Raw genomic sequence first — 19403 nt, 5'->3', positions numbered from 1 at the left:
AGCATCTCTAATTTGTTTTTGCTATCTTAATTATGACAATTGGCTAACAAAACAGTAGAGTTATTTCATCGTGACCATCAGACGTCCTTCAGTTTCATTTTATAGCATTGCATTAGCGACTTTACTTATCGCTATCAGTTTAGTGACGTTAGCACTTACTTCACAAACAGTTGGCCGTCAGTTGTTTAAATATAACCTCGAGTCATTTGAGCACCAACGCTCTGAAAACTACTTACACAGTATTCAATCAACATCTATTTTACTTGATAATCTTCAATACCACCTTTCCTATACTTGCGATAAAGAAGACATTTCAGAACTTGAGCGTGCCAGTTATTATTCATCACATATTCGCAGCATTAGTTTAGAAACCAAGTCAGGTAAAGTTTGTGGTGACCATTCCAACCTCAGCCAACTTTATGGCTCACCCACAAAAAAAATCCCTTTAAATCGCGAAGTGGTTATTATTGCTAATGCTGATAATAATGAGTCGATTGTTCAATACCGTAAACAAGTTGTTGGCGGTGTTATTACTGTCGATATCGCCAAACAACCAACCAACGCATTACTGTCTAATGCATGTGATCAATGTTGGTTGCAAGTTATCGAAAATGATGGCATATCGCTGTATACTGGTGGCATTAATAAAACATCAAAACTACCGTCATCAACAACGGCATCTAACCACGATCTTAAGGCTATTGTTAAGCCTATTTTATCAATACCGCTGCATAATAAAGCATGGATAAGATATTACGTGACCCCAAAAGTCATTGCTGACTACCGCGCTCATATTAAACCGTTTTTATTACTTATTCTAAGTGGACTAATTTTTATTGTGTTAGTGATGCTATATCGTCGTTATCATAGCACCAGTATTATTAAATTCTTGATACTCAATGCTATAAAGCAAAATCATTTAGTGCCTTATTATCAACCTATTATTGATGCAGAAAAACGCATAATTTGTGGCTATGAAGCATTAATCCGTTGGGAAACAAAAAAAGGTAAAGTTATTCTACCGGATGAGTTTATTCCTCAATGTGAAACCAATGGTGTAATTACGCCATTAACATTCCAACTCATTAATACCGTTGCACGTGATATTCGTAAACTAGAGATGCAACACGGTAAAACTCTGCCTTATTATTTCAGTATCAACATCAGTGCGAGTGTACTGCAAGATCCTGAGCTTATTGACATAACACGTTCAGCATTAGCCCATTACCATATTGCTCCACATAATTTAGCCTTTGAACTAACAGAACGCGCTCCGATTGATAATATTGAGCAAGCAGAACAAAACTGTATCAAGCTAAATGCTATGGGTATTCAAATTAAGTTAGACGATGTAGGTAACGGCTACTGTGATTTCTTAGCATTACAAAAATTACAAGCAACAACGATAAAAATCGATAAAGTTTTCATTGATGATATTGATTCTTTAGCTGCAAGTTCTATTGTTAAATCATTAGTTGCGTTTGCAGAAAAAGCTGAGGTCGAAGTGATTGCTGAAGGTGTTGAAACAGAACAACAAGCAAAAATATTAACTGAATTGGGTATTCGTTATCATCAAGGCTTTTTATACAGTAAGCCGATACCATTTAGTAAATTAGCAAGTAGCAAAAACTTTAATGTCTAAAGCTGAACAGCATATATTAAAGAATAAAACTTCAAAATGGCATACTGATCATATCTTATGTAGTAATGACATGATCAGACGTTGTTTAGTTATCTTTTTTAATTTACTGATACTGGTAATCATTGTTGGTTTTAGTCTACGCCAAGAAATAAACGAGACACGTTTATATATAGAAGCAAATCTAAATCAAATAAAAAACATGACAGATTCACTCGCGTATCGAAATAAACGTTATGCGAATACTGCAACAAAAGCTATCGCTAATATGGATGAGTACAATAAAAAATTACAAGTACTGGCAGAAATTCATTACTATCCAAAATTAAAAGAATTTGGCTTTAATCGTGGTATTTATTCTAATAACTTATTTAATGGTAGTTTGGTTGGCCCTGGGTTTCCTAATCAATTAATTCAAAAAGATACTCATTTATTTGCTGTATTAGATGAATTATGGGCAGAACAGCAACATCATCCTATTGTTTATAATTATTACTATGTTTCTCACACGTTGAAATATTTCTATCTCTCATCTAAAGTTCCAGTAGATAAATTTAACACCACCAAAGAATACTTTTCTACCGACTTTTATTATAAACAACGATCGCAGTCTCAACAACTTAATGAATTACAAAAAGGAATGTATTACACTTATCCTTATTTAGATTTTTTTTCTAAAGAAATGGTCGTTACAATTAAATCTCCTGTTTATAAAAATAATAAAATCGCAGGTGATATTGGTATCGACATTCCAGTAAAATCACTAATACAATCAATCATATTACCCCAAGAATTGAAGTCATCACTCAACTTTTATCTGTATGTTATAGACAAAAAGAAAAAAATTGAAATTTATAATGGTTATAGCAATCGACTATTACCTTCAATTCCGGTGCATACTTATTTAAATAAGAACACCTTAATTTTTGCTAATATATCACCGTGGTTTTTTGTTAACTTTGCAATAAAAATAACCATATTAGGTCTTTCGCTATTAATTATTCTCAATTATATGAATACGATATTAAAGCGACATAAATTTCAAAAGCAGCGTTATCAATTAGAAGCGTATACTGATTTACTCACTGGATTATTTAACCGTCGAGTAATGGATACAATTATTAAAGATATCGTGACAGAGAATAATAAAAATGGTCAACCTACTGCACTTATTATATTTGATGCCAATGATTTTAAGATAATAAATGATAGTTATGGCCACGATATTGGTGACTTAGCATTGAAGCATATTTCATCAACCATTACTGATATGACACGAGATAGTGATATTTGTATTCGACTCGGTGGGGATGAGTTTTGCGTTGTGTTACCTAATGCCGATTTAGAACAAGCATTAATCATGGCTGACCGATTAGAATTAGCTATTTTTAGCAGCTACTTTTGCCATTACAATATTAAAATATCGATTTCAACAGGCTGTACTGTTATAGAAAAAAATGAAAGTTTACACAATGCGTTAGTGCGTGCAGACAAAATATTATATAAAAATAAAAAAAATAAAACTGAAAATAAAAAAGCATTACAAAAACAGTTAAATAATTATATTTTCAAATCTCCACCAAACTTTCCTAAACAAGAATAACGCCCTGTAATCACTGGGCGTTATTCATATACTAGTAATTATGCTTGTAGGCATGCAACTGCATGTTGGTAAGTCCCTTGCAGTTCTGGCTTTTTCTCAGCACAGATAGCAATAGCTTTAGGACAACGTGTTCGAAAAACACACCCAGATGGCGGGTTCATCGGTGACGGTAAATCGCCTTCTAACAACTCAATATGTTTATTGCGCTCTAACTGTGGATCAGGGATCGGTACCGCAGACATTAAAGCTTTGGTATAAGGATGCTGAGGATTAGCAAACAAAGTTTTACTCTCCCCCATCTCAACCGCATTACCAAGATACATCACCAAAACACGATCAGAAATATGTTTAACCACAGACAAATCATGAGCAATAAAGATTAAGCTTAATCCCATTTCTTTTTGAAGTGATTTAAGTAAATTCACCACTTGCGCTTGAATCGATACATCAAGTGCTGATACAGGTTCATCACAAATAATCATTTTAGGCTTTAAAATCAGCGCTCTTGCAATACCTATACGCTGGCATTGACCGCCTGAAAACTCATGCGGATAACGGTTAATTACGTTCGGTAACAAGCCAACCTTGGTCATCATTGCTTGAACTTGTTGCTTCACTTCATCGGCGCTTAAGTGACTATAAAAAGCTTTCAAGGGCTCTGCAATAATTTCACCAACAGTCATACGTGGGTTTAACGATGCTAATGGATCTTGGAAAATCATTTGAATTTGCTTACGTGTTTCACGTAATGCGCCGTGATTAAGTTTGGTCAAATCTTGCCCTAACCACACCACTTGACCATCGGTCGCTTCCACTAATCCAATAATAGCGCGCGCAAAAGTTGATTTACCACAGCCAGATTCACCAACAACGCCTAAAGTCTCACCTTCATAAACACAGATATTGACGCCATCAACAGCTTTTAATTTTGAAGGCTGACTCCAAGGCCATGCTGATTTAGACGCAATGTTAAAGTGCACCTTGAGATTTGTAATATCCAATAATAATTTCTTTTCGACTTTCATTACTATGCTCCCATATCAGCAAAACAAGCACGTAATCTATCTTGTGCAAATGGCATTAATAGCGGTGAGTCTTGTTTACAGCGTGGCAGTACACGATGGCAACGTTCTTGATATGGGCAACCTACAGGCAAGCGTAATAAGTTAGGTGGATTACCTGGAATTGTTGGCAAATCTTCACCTTCAGTATCTAAACGCGGAATCGCACGTAGCAATCCTTCGGTATAAGGATGACTTGGACGATAAAAAATATCGTTAATATCGCCATATTCCATCGTCCGTCCGGCGTACATCACCAGCACTTTGTCACAACTACCCGCAACCACACCAAGATCGTGAGTGATCATAATGATCGAGGTATTAAAATCAGATTTAAGATCATTGAGTAATTCCATGATCTGCGCTTGTACAGTCACATCAAGTGCCGTTGTTGGCTCATCTGCAATTAATAATTTTGGTCGACATAATAATGCCATCGCAATCATTACACGCTGGCGCATACCACCTGAAAACTCATGCGGATACATCGTCATACGCTGGCGCGCTTCAGGGATTTTAACCGCATCCAACATTTTTACTGATTCTTCAAAAGCTTGAGCACGACTCATCCCTTTATGTAACATCAGCACTTCCATCAATTGTTCACTGACTTTCATATAAGGATTGAGTGATGTCATTGGATCTTGAAAAATCATCGCAATTTGTTCAGCACGAATGCGATTTAGTTCTTTTTCTGATAGATTTAAAATCTCACGCCCTTCAAATTTGGCGCTACCACTAATAATGCCGTTCTTTGCTAATAAGCCCATAATAGCGAACACGGTTTGACTTTTACCTGAGCCAGATTCACCAACAATACCTAAAGTTTGGCCTTGTTCTAACGAAAAATTTAAATCATTAACCGCTGTAACATTGCCATCTGGTGTGGTGAATTCAACCCGCAAGTCTTTAACTTCTAACAAACTCATACTACTTCCTTGTTATCAACGCTAAGCACCGTACATTCGCTTCGGTTATTATTTATTATCAAGTGAATGATATTGGCGATACCCTGCTATTGTTTTCACTTTGATGAGCAACAGAAGGGTCGCGGCTTATTTCTATCTATCTTTTGGATCTAGCGCATCACGTAAACCATCGCCGACATAGTTAAAACAAAATAATGTAATCACCATAAAGCCAGCAGGAAACAATAACTGCCAAATAGCCACTTCCATTGTTTGTGAACCTTCATGCAACAATGCTCCCCAACTCGTCATTGGCTCTTGTACACCTAATCCAAGGAAGCTTAAAAACGATTCAGTTAAAATCATTGCAGGCACCAGTAATGTTGAATACACCGCTACGATGCCTAAAACATTTGGGACGATATGGCGAGTAATGATCCGCCATCGACTCACACCACATACATGAGCAGCTTCTATGAATTCTTTACCGCGTAACGATAATGTTTGACCACGCACAATTCGCGCCATATCAAGCCAAGAAATCGCACCGATAGCAATAAAGATCAGCATGATATTACGACCAAAAAAGGTCACTAACACAATCACAAAAAACATAAATGGAATTGAGTATAGAATTTCTAATATACGCATCATCACTCGGTCGGTTTTACCGCCAATAAAGCCCGATGCCGCGCCATAAAGTGTGCCAATAACCACCGCAACTAACGCGCCTAACAGCCCTACCATCAGTGAGATTCGACCACCGATTAAGGTACGCGTATAAAGATCACGTCCCAGACTATCAGTACCAAAAAAGTGTCCTTCAGCTCCTAGCGATGGCGCTGCATGCAACGCATACCAGTCAGTATCATCGAACGCATATTGACTCACCATAGGACCAAAAATGACCGCCAACGAGATCAACCCTAAAATAACTAACGACACCATCGCCGCTTTATTACGAAAAAAACGTGAGCGCGCATCTTGCCATAAGCTACGGCCTTCTATTTCAAGGCTTGATGAGAATTTCTCTAGCGCTTCAATATTATCTTTTTTAGTTAAAATCATAATTATCAGCCTCTTAATAACGAATTTTAGGATCGATCATTGCTAATACAATATCGACAATGGCATTGAAGATAATGGTTAGCGAACCAATCAAAATCGTAATTCCCAGCACTAGCGAGTAATCACGGTTAAAGGCTGCATTGACAAATAATTTACCGATACCAGGTAAACCAAAGATAGTTTCAATCACAACAGAACCGGTAATAATACCGACAAAAGCAGGCCCCATGTATGACACCACAGGTAATAATGCAGGACGTAAAGCATGCTTTAAAATAATATGGCGGTAACTTAAACCTTTAGCACGAGCAGTACGAATGAAGTTACTGTTTAAAGTTTCAATCATGCTGCCACGAGTAATACGAGCAAAAGTTGCAACATACAATAAAGCCATACCTAGCATCGGCAAAATAACAAATTTTAGCGATCCGTCTTGCCAACCACCAGCAGGTAGCCATTGCAAATTAATCGCAAAAATATAGATCAATACTGGTGCGAGAATAAAGGATGGCATCACCACCCCCGCCATCGCAGTTGACATGATGGTGTAATCAAGCCAAGTGTTTTGCTTTAACGCCGCTATAGTGCCGACACTCACGCCCATAACTAACGCAAAGATAAACGCAAAAAAACCGATTTTAGCGGAAACAGGTAACGCTTTAGATACCAATTCGTTAACCGTAAAATCTTTATACTTAAATGATGGTCCAAAATCTCCTTGCACAATATTGCCTAAATAAGTGGTGTATTGTTCAAACACTGGCTTATCTAAACCATATTTTGCTTCAATATTAGCGAGTACTTCCGGTGGTAAAGGACGATCTGAAGTAAAAGGGTTACCGGGGGCGAAGCGCATTAAAAAAAATGAGATGGTGATCAATACCAAAAGTGTCGGTATCGCTTCAAAAATCCTTTTAGCAATGAATTTAATCATATAAAGCTACCGTATTTGCTGTGCGTGCGAGTGCTGCCTTCATGTTAGAAGGCAGCTAATTATTATTGTGAAAAGCGTATTATTTAGCGATGAAGTACATATCTTTTGAGTAGATATTGTCTTCTGGGTTTTTCATTGGGTAACCACCAAGTTGAGGATTAACCAAACGTGCATTAACATAATGGTAGATAGGCATAATCGGCATATCATTCGCTAAGCTAGCTTCAGCACGTTTATAATCTGCTGCTCGTTCAGCCGCTGTTGGTGCAAGAATTGCGTCATCAATGGCTTTGTCGTAATCAGCACTGGCGTATTTAGGGTAGTTTTGTGAGTGACCGGTACGCATAATGGCTAGGAAGGTTGACGCTTCATTATAATCGCCACACCAACCAGCACGAGAAACATCAAAGTTACCTTGACGCTTACTGTCTAAATAGCTTTTCCACTCTTGGTTTTCAAGTTGTGCCTCGACCCCTAAACTTTTTTTCCACATTGATGCAATCGCAACTGCAATCTTTTTATGGTTCTCAGAGGTGTTGTATAACACTTTAAATGTCAGTGGATTATCTTTGCTATACCCGGCAGCCGCTAATAATGCTTTGGCTTTTTCTAAACGCTGCTTTTGATTTAATTGCGCGTACTCAGGCATTTCTACTTCAAGCCCGTTAGTTGATAACGGGGTAAAGTTATAAGCAGGGGTTTCACCTTTGCCAACAATAAATTTAGCTAATACATCACGATCAATCGCGTACGATAGCGCTTTACGCACGTCACCATTATCAAATGGTTTACGCGCAGTATTAAATTCATAATAGTAAGAACATAGGTAAGGCGTTACTTTTACATCTTGTGGGTATTCTTTTGTTAGACGTTTAAAATGCTCATTCGGCATTTCATTCGTCATATCAACTTCACCAGCAAGAAAACGGTTCATTGCTGCAACTTGGTTTTCAATCGGTAAGAATGTCACTTGATTGATAACCGTCTCTTTATTATTCCAGTAATTATTATTACGGATTAATACAATACGTTCGTTCACAACCCAGTTATCAAGCTGATAGGCACCGTTAGATACGTAATTGCCCACTTTAGTCCATTGATCTCCGAACTTTTCAACTGCATTTTTATTTACTGGCTTCATTGATGTATGAACCAGCATTGCAGCAAAATACGATAGAGGCTTATCTAGTGTTACTTTTAATGTATGTGGATCAACCGCTTCAACACCTAATGTCTCTGGTGATTGTTTGCCAGCAATAATATCAGTGGCGTTGGCCATGGTGGTCATTTCAAGGTATGACGCATAAGGAGACGCTGTTTTTGGATCGGCAAGACGACGCCAAGTATAAACAAAGTCATCAGCAGTTACTGGATCGCCATTTGACCACTTAGCATCATCACGTAGATTGAAAATCCAAGTTTTGTTATCCGTTGTTTGCCACGATTTAGCGACACCTGCGACCAAGTTACCTTCAGCATCTTGGTTAACTAAGCCTTCAAGTAAATCGCGAATAACATTAGATTCAGGTACACCAGATACCTTTTGTGGATCAAGTGATTCAGGCTCAGTGCCATTAGCACGAACCAATTGTTGTTTTTCTGCTAATTTAATATCGGCAGGAACTTGTGCTGCAAAAGTTGAAAAAGAAGGAAGAGCAACAACTAGACCTAAGCCAAGCAACACTGCTTGAGTAATTTTATTCTTATACATGCATTAACTCCAATACATCAATTTATAACATCCATGACATTCTCAGCAGGTCATCTTAATTAATAACAAAATAGTTACTCTCAATCCTAGAGAACAGCTAACAAACCGAAGAATTGTCTAAAACATTAACAGGAGTTATATTAATTTGCCACAAACAGACAAATAAAACACATTTCATACCAAACATTTAGTTAACAACAGCTAACATTGACTAGATCAATATCACATTCATAGATTTTTAAACCTATAATGAGTAAGGTTAAAGCCATTAATATTATTAAAAATTGCTTAAAAGTGCTTTTTAACGGTTATAATTTGTACATCAATTCGAATCTAGAATATAAAACTACTAAACAACACTATCAAAGAACACAAATAAAACATTGACGTTACATTTTAGACATAAAAAAAGGCATCACCTTAGTAATGCCTTCTTATATAAATCGAGTTAAGTTTACTTATTTTCGCTATCTAGTTTAATAAGCTGCTTATTTTCACTTACTGCTTGTTGTTTTTGTTCAAGTAATAGCTGTGCTTCATCATCATGGTTTTTATCATTAATGCCAACATCAGCCATCATCTGCTTCACTCTTTTACAAGATATACGTTTATGCATAATCAACTTCTCCGCTGTTAAATGATGCCAGCAGACCGTCACTACCACTTCACTGCTTGGCCTTATACCAGCTCAATACTTTCTTGGTGCTCTTCACTCTATAAATATGGCACATCAAGTTTAATCTCACCGTATTATTGACACTATTTTTGCGTATTAATAACAAAAGGATCTTAAAATAGTAACAGATAGATTATTTTAGCGAACAACATCATAAGCTGGCAAAGATCCTATAAATAAGCCAATAAGCTCGCTATCATTTACTCATTAAGAAATATATTCCGTACCACGTTAAATTTCTTAGTAATCCCTCTGTTATTTCATACGGTGAGAATAAGAGTAAATTATGAGACCCACAGGCTGCATTTCACGACCAAGTCCATCCCGTTTTCGCACGAGTTATGTTCCAACAACAACGGCAAATCGAGATAAGAATAAAAATAAGAAATAGTATTTATCGTTAATGTTTACCTATAAAAAAAGGAGCTGAAATCAGCTCCTTTTCTTTATAAATCAAAATTTTATTTCGACCAACGATCCGCGGCAGAATTATCGGTTTCACGCGCATCGACCCACCGGCTTTCCGATGGTGTTTGTTCTTTTTTCCAAAATGGCGCGCGGGTTTTCAAATAATCCATAATGAATTCACAGGCTTCAAATGCAGCACCACGATGCGCACTTGTAACACCAACAAACACAATTTGATCTCCTAACTCAAGATCACCAACACGATGGATCACTCGTGTTTGTAATAATGGCCATCGACTACGTGCTTGAACAATAATCTCTTGCAAGGCTTTTTCTGTCATGCCCGGATAATGCTCTAACGACAAACCCGTAACTGCATCACCTTGATTAAAATCACGCACTTTACCAATAAACGTAACCACAGCGCCCGCTTCATTACCTTCAGCAAGCTTGGCATATTCATCTGCAACTGAAAAATCTTGATGTTGGACTGAAATCATATTAACCCCCAGTGACTGGTGGGAAAAAAGCAACTTCATCACCATCTTTAATGGCAGTATCTAATCGACAAATGGTTTGATTAACGGCAACCAATAATTTACCCGACTCTAATGCTAACTGCCACTTATCACCGCGAGATAATAAAGACTGGCGTAAGTCATCTGCTGTTGCAAATTCTGCTGCAACCTCAAGCCCATCAACACCAACTAACTCTTTAATTTGAGCAAAAAATAGTACTTTAATCATGCTTCAACCTTAAAGTGTCCAGATTTACCACCGGTTTTCTCAAGTAATCGTACTTGGCTAATGACCATGTCTTTTTGAACCGCTTTACACATATCGTAGATCGTTAATGCCGCAACAGAAGCTGCTGTTAACGCTTCCATTTCAACGCCCGTTTTACCAGTTAGCTTACAGCAAGATTCGATGCGTACTTTATTCTCAGCAACAATAGCTTCTAATTGAACTTCTACTTTAGTCAATAGTAATGGGTGACATAATGGAATCAAATCCCAGGTTTTCTTTGCAGCTTGAATACCTGCAATGCGCGCTGTTGCGAAAACATCACCTTTATGGTGCTGACCAGAGACAATTAATGCCAAGGTTTCAGGCGCCATATGCACAAATGCTTCTGCACGTGCTTCACGTACTGTCTCAACTTTTGTTGATACATCAACCATGTTAGCTTCACCTGAAGCATTAATATGGGTAAACTGATTCATTCTTTATTCCCAATAAAAGCAATAACTTATGCACTACCGATAGGTATATATTGATAGCTAATGTATTATTTATCGTCGTACTTCGTATAACCTAGCCACCAATAGATGCAAGGTTTGGCGTCATGCCAGTTTTACCTTCATCAAGAAAGTGACTAACGGCTTTAGTATTTAAGCTCGCTTGAATACGCTCAATAAGTTGTGGTTGCTGGCTATCGTCAGCTAATAAATCGCGTAATTCAACGCCTTCTTCACCAAAGAGGCACAGATGTAGCTTACCTTTTGCCGAGACACGAAGACGATTACAGCTTTCACAAAAATTCTTTTCATATGGCATAATCAACCCAATTTCGCCAATGTAATCAGGGTGATAAAAAACTTGAGCTGGGCCATCATTATTACTTTTTACTTTTAATAGCCACCCGTTAGCAATCAGATGATTACGAATACTAACGCCAGAAACATGGTGTTTACTGAACAGACTATCCATTTCACCGGTTTGCATTAACTCAATAAAGCGCAGTTGAATCGGACGGGTTTTAATCCATTCTAAAAACTTAGGTAATTCTTGAGAGTTAAGATCTTTGAGTAAAACAGTGTTGATTTTTACTTGTTCAAAACCTGCATCAAAAGCAGCATCAATACCTTCCATAACCTGATGGAACATATTTTCGCCCGTAATTTGGTAAAACATCTTAGGATCTAAGCTATCTACACTGACATTAATATGTGTCAATCCAGCTTGACGCCACTCGTGAACATGCTTTGCCATGCGATAACCATTAGTGGTAGTCGCCACTTTTGTAATGCCTGGTTGGCTCGCTACGGTACGAATGATATCAGTAAAATCACGACGTAAACTTGGCTCACCACCAGTAATACGCACTTTGGTTGTACCACAATCTGCAAAAGCTGCCGTCACACGATGAATTTCATCCAAGGTTAAAAAAGAGGGCTTCTTTTTTTCCTCTGGTTGGTAACCATCAGGTAGGCAATAAGTACATTTGAAGTTACACACATCGGTAACTGAGAGTCGTAAATAGTAAAACTTACGATGAAAACTATCTTCTAATTGTTTAGCCACGGAACACCTTTCCAAATGCGGGAGGCCGATTCATTTCTAAACCAACCCTGGTGACATTATGTCACTGGCGTTAATCACTTATTGACTATTAGTTATTCCTTAATGGAACACTCAAACAGCACGTAGCAACTTAGTGAAAAAAGCTCGGAGTTATGGCAGTTATGCACATCAGTCGTTGATTAACTATTAATGTTACACAACGGCATTTCTTATTTAAAAGTATCAGAGTTTTTCGAAAATTGACAAATAACTGAAAAAAACAGGCTGACATTCTACCTTTCGAGCTGAAACACGACAATACTAGTTAAGTATTTAACCCTAAATTGATGTCACTAATGGAGGATTTATGTCCAATATAATCGAATCTGCAACATTGGATGATATTGCTCTTTATCTGCAACGAGAAGAAAGCCTTGATAGCGACTCTGCGCATGCAGCTGCACAACAGGTACTTAGTAATTTTATCGAAATGCGTAATAAAGGCTTAGTTAAAGGGTGGTATTTTGATGATTTCGGCCACTTAGAATTATTGCCAACCGACAGTGTTCAGTCATGGATTGATCAGACTAAGTAGATAATTAGGCATAATGGTTTTTATTTTGCACTCACTATATGCAAACTAGTTATTATTTTTTGGCGATTATAATAAAGCAATGGTTGTTTAATTATTTGCAATCAGGCAGTTGATTACTCAACCACTCTTTTATGTTATTTCGGCATCAGACTTGCTTGCCTATAAAAGAATACACTTCATAAAATAGTGCAGCTATGACTACTTTCACTATGCCTTTGTTATTCCAGAAACGTCATATTCTTCCCACAGGGAGAATGGAACTTTATTTATCAGGAATTACGCACACCACAACACTCAGAGCCCTTTTGTTATCAAAATCGGGGATCGGTATCTGTATGTTTAGTAATAAATCATCACATAAAAAATTATACCATATAGGTACAAGAGTCACGATTGAGGACTTTAATCATCAACCAAATAATCCGTTAATTAGTTTAAACATTTATGGCCAAGAGCCCTTTAAAATAGCCACTATTGAGCAAGGTAGTGATGATATTATATGGGGAAAATGCCAACAATTACCGCGCTGGCCTCAACAAGAGATCACTACCGAACAACAATTATTATCTACCCGGTTACAAGTAATGTTTAACAAATACCCTGATTTAGATAAATTACATCACCAACAAGAATTTGATAATTTAAGTTGGTTATGCCAGCGCTGGCTTGAAATATTACCGCTACCAACCCAAGAAAAACAAACCCTACTCAACCACCCTGATTGCCTTCATGCTTGCGATTATCTTATGAGTAAGATTTACACTCAACACTGATTAAACACCACGATTATCTGGTTAATATGCAAATGAATATTAACCAATAAATGCATATACGCGTAACATTTGTTAAAATATACCCATAAAATAATAATTAGAACAAATATTATGTCTACAGAGAGTATCGCAACAACACGTATAGTTGCCATTGGTGGCGGCCATGGGTTAGGTCGTGTTTTATCCTCACTAGCCGATTATGGTTCACAAGTAACAGGTGTCGTCACCACAACAGATAACGGTGGTTCTACTGGTCGTATTCGTGCTTGTCAGGGTGGGATTGCGTGGGGTGATATGCGTAACTGTATTAATCAATTAATCACTGAACCATCAATTGGCTCGATGATTTTTGAATACCGTTTTCGCGGTAATGGCGAACTGAATGGCCATAACTTAGGTAATTTAATGTTAACCGCGTTAGATAACCTCTGTATTCGCCCTTTAGATGCCATTAATCTTATTCGCGATATGCTCCATGTTAAGCCTTATATTATTCCGATGTCTGAACACCCATCTGATTTAGCCGCAATCACCTATGACGGTAAAATAATTAATGGTGAAACCAGTGTCGATGAATTGGCAGAAGTGCCTAAACGGCTGTATTTAGAACCTGCTGTGCCCGCAACTAAAGAAGCGGTAAATGCAATTATAGAAGCAGACATTATACTCTTAGGTCCAGGTAGCTTTTTAACCAGTATCATGCCGGTATTACTCTTACGTGATATCGAGCAAGCGTTAAAAGTCAGTAAAGCAAAAATCGCCTTTATTACTAACTTGGACAAAGAAAAAGGCCCAGCTGGAGAGATGAGCCTTGAAACGATGTTACATTGGTGCGAACGCGCAATGGCAGGCAGGGTGATTGATACCATTATTACTGACGAACATCAGCCTCAGCTAGCATCTAAGTATCAACAAATGGTACTTGATTTAGCCTCTAATAATCATGAATGGCGTCATGACCGCAACAAACTAAAGCATGCGGTTGATAGACTCATCGCTACCCGCTAGTTGTTTATATTCAACAGCCATTCCTTCGACCATTTGCCTAAATTGAGGTAAATGGTCAATCATCCAGTCATCTTGCCCTTGTCTAACGCGGTATTCACATTCTTGCGCCATCAATGCTAAATCATCAGCACCAAAACTGGCAGCACTACTTTTGATCGCGTGACTAATTTCACCAATTTGATTCACTGATGGCTGGCTCGATAGTTTTTGTAAATACTGTTCAAGTTCATCACTAAATACATTCAGTAATATGACGACTGTTTCTGCACCGACTTCATCTGCTAGTCTTTTTAATGTTTCTGCATTTATAGTGGCTGCCATTAATCAATCTCCCGACTACCTGTAGCTTCTTGCCAAGTTTGTAATTTACGATAAATTGTCGATGGGCTGACCTCTAACAATCCAGCTGCTCGCGGTATGTTGCCGTCACAAGCATCAATAGCCCATTGAATAGCACGTTTTTCTACTATCCAAAGTGGTTCGATTTTATCTTTATGCACTTCATCAACAAATGACGTATTCACTGCAGACGTTAGCGTATTCAACTGTGGATAGATTGACATTGGTGATGCAATTTCTGCACCAAAAATAGCATTTATCGGTGGAGGAACCATTTCTTTAGTGACTTCTTCGCCAGTATTTAGTACTACAATATTACGAATAATATTTTGCAACTCACGAACGTTACCAGGCCAAGAATATGACTCAATCAGCTGTAACACATCTTTAGAGAAACGGCTAAAATCTTTACCTTCTTCTAATGACATTAATCCAAGTAGTGCATGGGCTATTTCTACTATATCGTTACCACGATCACGTAAAGGCGGCAATGTAATTGGAATCACATGCAGACGATAATACAGATCCTCTCGAAAGCGCCCTTCTTGTACTTCTTGCCATGGATTTCTATTGGTTGCACAAACAAAACGTACGTCTACTCGTGATGTTTTCGATGAGCCGACTTTTTGATAGGTCCCTGTTTGAATAAAACGCAACAACTTACTCTGTAAATCTAAATCCATTTCACAAAGTTCATCTAACATCAAGGTACCATTATGCGCCATTTCAACCGCACCTTGGCGCTCAGTTGATGCACCTGTAAATGCTCCTTTTACATGACCAAATAATTCACTTTCAATCAATTCTTTTGGAATAGCTGCACAGTTTAACGCAATAAACGGTTTATCATGTCTTGGGCTAGCAGCATGAATAGCTTCAGCACATACTTCTTTACCAGTGCCACTTTCACCAGTAATAAATACTGTGGCTTTACTCGATGCAGCAGATTCAATAACACGATATACAGCTTGCATAGGTAAGCTATTACCAATGAAGCCTTGATATTGAGCGCCATCAGATTGCTTAGAAGGAGTGTCAGAGGATTTGGTATCACCTTTAAATATATTATTTACTGTTATACGTAATCTATCAGCCTCGCAAGGCTTAATTAAAAAGTCTTGAGCACCTTGTCGAATCGCATCAACAGCAATATCGATCGATCCATGAGCTGTCATGATCACAACTGGAATATTTCCGTGTTGTTGTCGAACTCGCTGTAATACTTCCATGCCAGTCATATCAGGCAAGCGAAGATCTAATAAGATTAGATCGGGAATAATATCTTTAATAAAGCTCAGTGCTTCTTTACCTGATCCCACAATACTAACATTGAGTCCGAGGGGATTTAGGTAAGATTTGTATAAGGCAGCTACTGACGCAGTATCTTCGACCATTAAGACTTGGTGTTGTCGTGTAATCCTTTCCATCGCTCCTCCAAAAACTAACCCCTTAAACTAATTGTAATCAATACAACAGAAACTGGGTTCCTAATTTGTATTTTTTATATTATGCCAGATCGATTCGCATAATGATTCGCATTTTGCAAAAGCATTCTTTTTTTGCACTGACCACATGACAAATAAAGACAACCAATACCGTGTATATTCACAAAAAAAGCCAAATACACCGCAGAGTAAAAGTTGGCACAGTGTATGCTTTATAAATACCGACTCTCTATCTTAGGGGTCAACCTAGCCAACTGACGTTGTTTGTGGATTCTTTCACGTAACAATGAAGCCAACCGAAACTCTTTATCGGCTGGCTTTTTTTTTGCCTCAAGATTAATGCCCAAGCACATTTTGTTAGCTGTTAGCGATAAATTGCTGTCGTAATTGATGAATTTTATCTCGCGTATCAGCGGCTTGTTCAAACTCCAAGTTTTGTGCAAAGTCATACATTTGTTTTTCTAAAGCTTGTATTTCAAGCTCTAATTGCTGCGGTGTTAATATTGAATAAGTGCCTTTTACTTCTGCAACTTTATGGAGATCTGCGGCTTTATTACGTGACTTAGTACGTCCACTTGGTGCGCCGAGCTCTAATAAATCACCAATCTTCTTGTTCAATTTCTGTGGTGTAATATTGTTTTCTAAATTGTAAATTATTTGCTTTTCACGTCGGCGTTGAGTTTCATTTATCGCACGCTCCATTGAGCCCGTAATACGATCACCATATAAAATAGCTTTGCCTTCGACATTTCGTGCCGCACGCCCCATGGTTTGAATCAAGGATCTTTCTGAACGTAAAAAACCTTCTTTGTCTGCATCTAAAATTGCGACAAGAGACACTTCTGGAATATCTAATCCTTCGCGTAATAAGTTAATTCCCACCAATACATCGAACTTGCCTAAACGTAAATCACGAATAATTTCAACCCGTTCTACGGTATCAATATCAGAATGAAGATAACGTACCTTTACGCCATGCTCGGTTAAATATTCAGTAAGATCTTCAGACATACGCTTGGTTAGTGTTGTGACTAATACGCGTTCTTGTTTGGCTGAACGAACATTAATTTCAGACAATAAATCATCAACTTGGGTTGCTACGGGTCTGACTTCTATTTCAGGATCGAGTAGCCCTGTTGGACGCACCACTTGCTCTGCAATATCGCCACCCGATTTTTCAATTTCATAGTTACCAGGTGTCGCCGATACATAGATAGTCTGTGGCGCTAATGATTCAAACTCCTCAAACTTCATTGGTCGATTATCAAGTGCTGAAGGCAATCGAAATCCATATTCAACCAGATTTTCTTTGCGCGAACGATCACCACGGAACATGGCTCCAATTTGAGAAACAGTAACGTGTGACTCATCAATGATTAATAGACCGTCAGCAGGAAGATAATCAAACAATGTTGGTGGTGGCTCACCCTCTGTACGCCCACTGAGATAACGTGAATAGTTTTCGATACCAGAACAAAAACCTAATTCATTCATCATTTCAATATCAAACTGGGTTCGCTGAGAAATACGCTGCTCTTCAACTAATTTATTATTATCTAGCAATTGTTGCTTGCGCTGAGCGAGCTCAAGTTTAATCCCTTCAATCGCTTCTAGAATTTTCTCTCTTGGTGTCACATAGTGAGTTTTAGGATAAATAGTTGTTCGTGCTAAATCGCGTTGAATGATGGCACCAGTAAGTGGGTCAAACGCTGAAATAACTTCGACTTCATCGTCAAATAACTCCAGTCGAATGGCTTCTTTTTCAGATTCTGCAGGGAAAATATCAATCACTTCGCCACGAACACGAAACGTACCACGTTCAAAAACAGCATCATTACGTTTATATTGTAACTCTGCTAAACGACGTAAAATGTCACGCTGATTGAGAACATCACCTCGGCGAACGTGAAGCATCATTTTCAAATAAGACTCGGGATCACCAAGGCCATAAATAGCAGATACTGAAGCAATAATAATAACATCACGTCGTTCCATTAATGCTTTGGTGGCTGATAATCGCATCTGTTCAATATGAGCGTTTACTGAGGCATCTTTTTCAATAAATGTATCAGTGGTGGGTACATAAGCCTCAGGTTGGTAATAATCGTAATAGGAAACAAAATACTCAACCGCATTATCAGGAAAGAAATCCCGCATTTCACCATATAGTTGAGCTGCTAAGGTTTTATTGGGTGCCATGATAAGAGTCGGACGATTAGCTTGAGCTATAACATTAGCAATCGTAAACGTTTTTCCTGATCCCGTTACGCCAAGTAATGTTTGCTGTGCAAGACCAGAATCCAGTCCATCCATTAATTGCTCAATTGCCGTAGGTTGATCGCCCGCTGGAGAATAATCAGAGACAAGATTAAACAGTTTACTCATTACATTTATCCGTAATAACAATACTGTCTATCATTGTGAGCACCCTTCCAGCAATGTCAATACTGGTTTAAAGAGTTAGAACGTGTAACAAGAAGAGAAGCAGAAGCAGAAGCAGAAGCAGAAGCAGAAGCAGAAGCAGAAGCAGAAGCAGAATATATAAAAAATAGCTTCAGTAATAAAATACCGAACAAAAATTGAACACCAAAATCAATTTTAACAGCAAAAGCCACAATCTAGTATTAACACTAAATCCCCTTTGGACTTTAGATTTTTATTACTGAAGCAAAACCAACCAATGTTGGGTTAAAATAAAAACAGATATCGATACACATAATATGTAATCGTTTTAGCATTGAGTATTTCATCGCTTACTGACTAATGTTAGTAAAGATAGAAGGCAATAATGAATACAGAAATACTCAATGCCGCGAAATAATAAGCTAAAGGTATATCAATAATAAATACTTACTAATGAATGTATCAGTAACAATAGATAAGCAAGGATAATGCATTGCAATGTGATTTATTATGTGAACATAGGCATCACATTAACAAATAATAAAATAT

The 19403-nt window shown here is 37.8% G+C and carries 18 protein-coding genes and 1 riboswitch; of the genes, 5 read left to right on the top strand and 13 right to left on the bottom strand.

Annotated elements, in window-relative coordinates:
- Window positions 1-70: 70 nt before the first annotated feature.
- Window positions 71-1642: an EAL domain-containing protein gene (locus tag PAND9192_RS12105; protein WP_087854024.1), complete on the top strand. Its 1572-nt coding sequence runs from the start codon at window positions 71-73 to the stop codon at window positions 1640-1642.
- The gene (locus PAND9192_RS12100) at window positions 1635-3242 is read left to right on the top strand and encodes a sensor domain-containing diguanylate cyclase (RefSeq protein WP_087854023.1); all 1608 of its coding nucleotides are present in this window, start codon (window positions 1635-1637) and stop codon (window positions 3240-3242) included. Before PAND9192_RS12105 ends, PAND9192_RS12100 begins: the two co-directional genes overlap by 8 nt.
- A 38-nt stretch (window positions 3243-3280) precedes the next feature.
- Here PAND9192_RS12100 and oppF read toward each other — a convergent pair whose 3' ends face one another.
- The 10 genes from oppF to moaA form a co-directional block, all read right to left on the bottom strand.
- Window positions 3281-4267 (bottom strand): murein tripeptide/oligopeptide ABC transporter ATP binding protein OppF, encoded by a 987-nt coding sequence (gene oppF / locus PAND9192_RS12095; RefSeq protein WP_087854022.1) that lies wholly within the window; start codon window positions 4265-4267, stop codon window positions 3281-3283.
- Window positions 4268-4269: 2 nt separating this feature from the next.
- Complete coding sequence (locus PAND9192_RS12090; RefSeq protein WP_087854021.1) at window positions 4270-5232, bottom strand: ABC transporter ATP-binding protein; 963 nt, start codon at window positions 5230-5232, stop codon at window positions 4270-4272.
- 132 nt (window positions 5233-5364) lie between these two features.
- A complete protein-coding gene (gene oppC, locus PAND9192_RS12085; protein WP_087854127.1) occupies window positions 5365-6276 on the bottom strand; it encodes an oligopeptide ABC transporter permease OppC in 912 nt (303 codons plus the stop codon).
- 16 nt (window positions 6277-6292) lie between these two features.
- On the bottom strand, window positions 6293-7213 hold the full coding sequence (gene oppB / locus PAND9192_RS12080) for an oligopeptide ABC transporter permease OppB (RefSeq protein WP_087820858.1): 921 nt from the start codon (window positions 7211-7213) through the stop codon (window positions 6293-6295).
- Between the two features lie 79 nt (window positions 7214-7292).
- Complete coding sequence (locus PAND9192_RS12075; protein ID WP_087854020.1) at window positions 7293-8924, bottom strand: ABC transporter substrate-binding protein; 1632 nt, start codon at window positions 8922-8924, stop codon at window positions 7293-7295.
- A 454-nt stretch (window positions 8925-9378) separates the two neighbouring features.
- Window positions 9379-9540 (bottom strand): hypothetical protein, encoded by a 162-nt coding sequence (locus PAND9192_RS12070; RefSeq protein WP_200817824.1) that lies wholly within the window; start codon window positions 9538-9540, stop codon window positions 9379-9381.
- A 521-nt stretch (window positions 9541-10061) separates the two neighbouring features.
- On the bottom strand, window positions 10062-10508 hold the full coding sequence (gene moaE, locus PAND9192_RS12065; RefSeq protein ID WP_065168176.1) for a molybdopterin synthase catalytic subunit MoaE: 447 nt from the start codon (window positions 10506-10508) through the stop codon (window positions 10062-10064).
- Between the two features lies 1 nt (window position 10509).
- Window positions 10510-10755, bottom strand: a complete 246-nt coding sequence (gene moaD / locus PAND9192_RS12060) for a molybdopterin synthase sulfur carrier subunit (RefSeq protein ID WP_087820860.1) — start codon at window positions 10753-10755, stop codon at window positions 10510-10512.
- The gene (gene moaC, locus PAND9192_RS12055; RefSeq protein ID WP_087854018.1) at window positions 10752-11231 is read right to left on the bottom strand and encodes a cyclic pyranopterin monophosphate synthase MoaC; all 480 of its coding nucleotides are present in this window, start codon (window positions 11229-11231) and stop codon (window positions 10752-10754) included. Before moaC ends, moaD begins: the two co-directional genes overlap by 4 nt.
- A 91-nt stretch (window positions 11232-11322) precedes the next feature.
- Window positions 11323-12312 (bottom strand): GTP 3',8-cyclase MoaA, encoded by a 990-nt coding sequence (gene moaA / locus PAND9192_RS12050; protein ID WP_087854017.1) that lies wholly within the window; start codon window positions 12310-12312, stop codon window positions 11323-11325.
- Window positions 12301-12474: riboswitch (molybdenum cofactor riboswitch) on the bottom strand. (Overlaps the previous gene by 12 nt.)
- Before the next feature lie 184 nt (window positions 12475-12658).
- On the opposite strand from moaA, the gene PAND9192_RS12045 reads away from it, so the two are divergent.
- From PAND9192_RS12045 to yvcK, 3 genes are all read left to right on the top strand, one after another.
- Complete coding sequence (locus tag PAND9192_RS12045; RefSeq protein WP_087854016.1) at window positions 12659-12886, top strand: hypothetical protein; 228 nt, start codon at window positions 12659-12661, stop codon at window positions 12884-12886.
- Window positions 12887-13080: 194 nt separating this feature from the next.
- On the top strand, window positions 13081-13659 hold the full coding sequence (locus PAND9192_RS12040) for an LON peptidase substrate-binding domain-containing protein (protein ID WP_234999135.1): 579 nt from the start codon (window positions 13081-13083) through the stop codon (window positions 13657-13659).
- Window positions 13660-13770: 111 nt separating this feature from the next.
- Complete coding sequence (gene yvcK / locus PAND9192_RS12035; RefSeq protein ID WP_087854015.1) at window positions 13771-14667, top strand: uridine diphosphate-N-acetylglucosamine-binding protein YvcK; 897 nt, start codon at window positions 13771-13773, stop codon at window positions 14665-14667.
- Here yvcK and PAND9192_RS12030 read toward each other — a convergent pair.
- The 3 genes from PAND9192_RS12030 to uvrB form a co-directional block, all read right to left on the bottom strand.
- Window positions 14629-14988, bottom strand: coding sequence for an Hpt domain-containing protein (locus PAND9192_RS12030; RefSeq protein WP_087854014.1), 360 nt, complete (start codon window positions 14986-14988; stop codon window positions 14629-14631). The two genes, yvcK and PAND9192_RS12030, sit on opposite strands and share 39 nt — an antisense overlap.
- Complete coding sequence (gene luxO, locus PAND9192_RS12025; protein ID WP_087854013.1) at window positions 14988-16433, bottom strand: quorum-sensing sigma-54 dependent transcriptional regulator LuxO; 1446 nt, start codon at window positions 16431-16433, stop codon at window positions 14988-14990. The genes PAND9192_RS12030 and luxO overlap by 1 nt, the downstream gene beginning before the upstream one ends.
- A gap of 375 nt (window positions 16434-16808) precedes the next feature.
- Window positions 16809-18836, bottom strand: a complete 2028-nt coding sequence (gene uvrB / locus PAND9192_RS12020) for an excinuclease ABC subunit UvrB (protein ID WP_087854012.1) — start codon at window positions 18834-18836, stop codon at window positions 16809-16811.
- Window positions 18837-19403 lie beyond the last annotated feature (567 nt).

The sequence above is a fragment of the Photobacterium andalusiense genome, assembly GCF_900185625.1.
Taxonomy (GTDB): domain Bacteria; phylum Pseudomonadota; class Gammaproteobacteria; order Enterobacterales; family Vibrionaceae; genus Photobacterium; species Photobacterium aquimaris.
This window is presented reverse-complemented; position numbering and strand designations above follow the sequence as displayed.

Excerpts from the sequence above, each read along its gene's own strand:
- yvcK (WP_087854015.1), top strand. The coding sequence starts at position 13,771 with ATGTCTACAGAGAGTATCGCAACAACACGTATAGTTGCCATTGGTGGC.
- moaD (WP_087820860.1), bottom strand. The coding sequence starts at position 10,755 with ATGATTAAAGTACTATTTTTTGCTCAAATTAAAGAGTTAGTTGGTGTT.
- uvrB (WP_087854012.1), bottom strand. The coding sequence starts at position 18,836 with ATGAGTAAACTGTTTAATCTTGTCTCTGATTATTCTCCAGCGGGCGAT.
- luxO (WP_087854013.1), bottom strand. The coding sequence starts at position 16,433 with ATGGAAAGGATTACACGACAACACCAAGTCTTAATGGTCGAAGATACT.
- PAND9192_RS12100 (WP_087854023.1), top strand. The coding sequence starts at position 1,635 with ATGTCTAAAGCTGAACAGCATATATTAAAGAATAAAACTTCAAAATGG.
- PAND9192_RS12040 (WP_234999135.1), top strand. The coding sequence starts at position 13,081 with ATGACTACTTTCACTATGCCTTTGTTATTCCAGAAACGTCATATTCTT.
- PAND9192_RS12045 (WP_087854016.1), top strand. The coding sequence starts at position 12,659 with ATGTCCAATATAATCGAATCTGCAACATTGGATGATATTGCTCTTTAT.
- moaC (WP_087854018.1), bottom strand. The coding sequence starts at position 11,231 with ATGAATCAGTTTACCCATATTAATGCTTCAGGTGAAGCTAACATGGTT.
- PAND9192_RS12075 (WP_087854020.1), bottom strand. The coding sequence starts at position 8,924 with ATGTATAAGAATAAAATTACTCAAGCAGTGTTGCTTGGCTTAGGTCTA.
- PAND9192_RS12070 (WP_200817824.1), bottom strand. The coding sequence starts at position 9,540 with ATGCATAAACGTATATCTTGTAAAAGAGTGAAGCAGATGATGGCTGAT.
- oppB (WP_087820858.1), bottom strand. The coding sequence starts at position 7,213 with ATGATTAAATTCATTGCTAAAAGGATTTTTGAAGCGATACCGACACTT.
- moaE (WP_065168176.1), bottom strand. The coding sequence starts at position 10,508 with ATGATTTCAGTCCAACATCAAGATTTTTCAGTTGCAGATGAATATGCC.
- PAND9192_RS12030 (WP_087854014.1), bottom strand. The coding sequence starts at position 14,988 with ATGGCAGCCACTATAAATGCAGAAACATTAAAAAGACTAGCAGATGAA.
- oppF (WP_087854022.1), bottom strand. The coding sequence starts at position 4,267 with ATGAAAGTCGAAAAGAAATTATTATTGGATATTACAAATCTCAAGGTG.
- PAND9192_RS12090 (WP_087854021.1), bottom strand. The coding sequence starts at position 5,232 with ATGAGTTTGTTAGAAGTTAAAGACTTGCGGGTTGAATTCACCACACCA.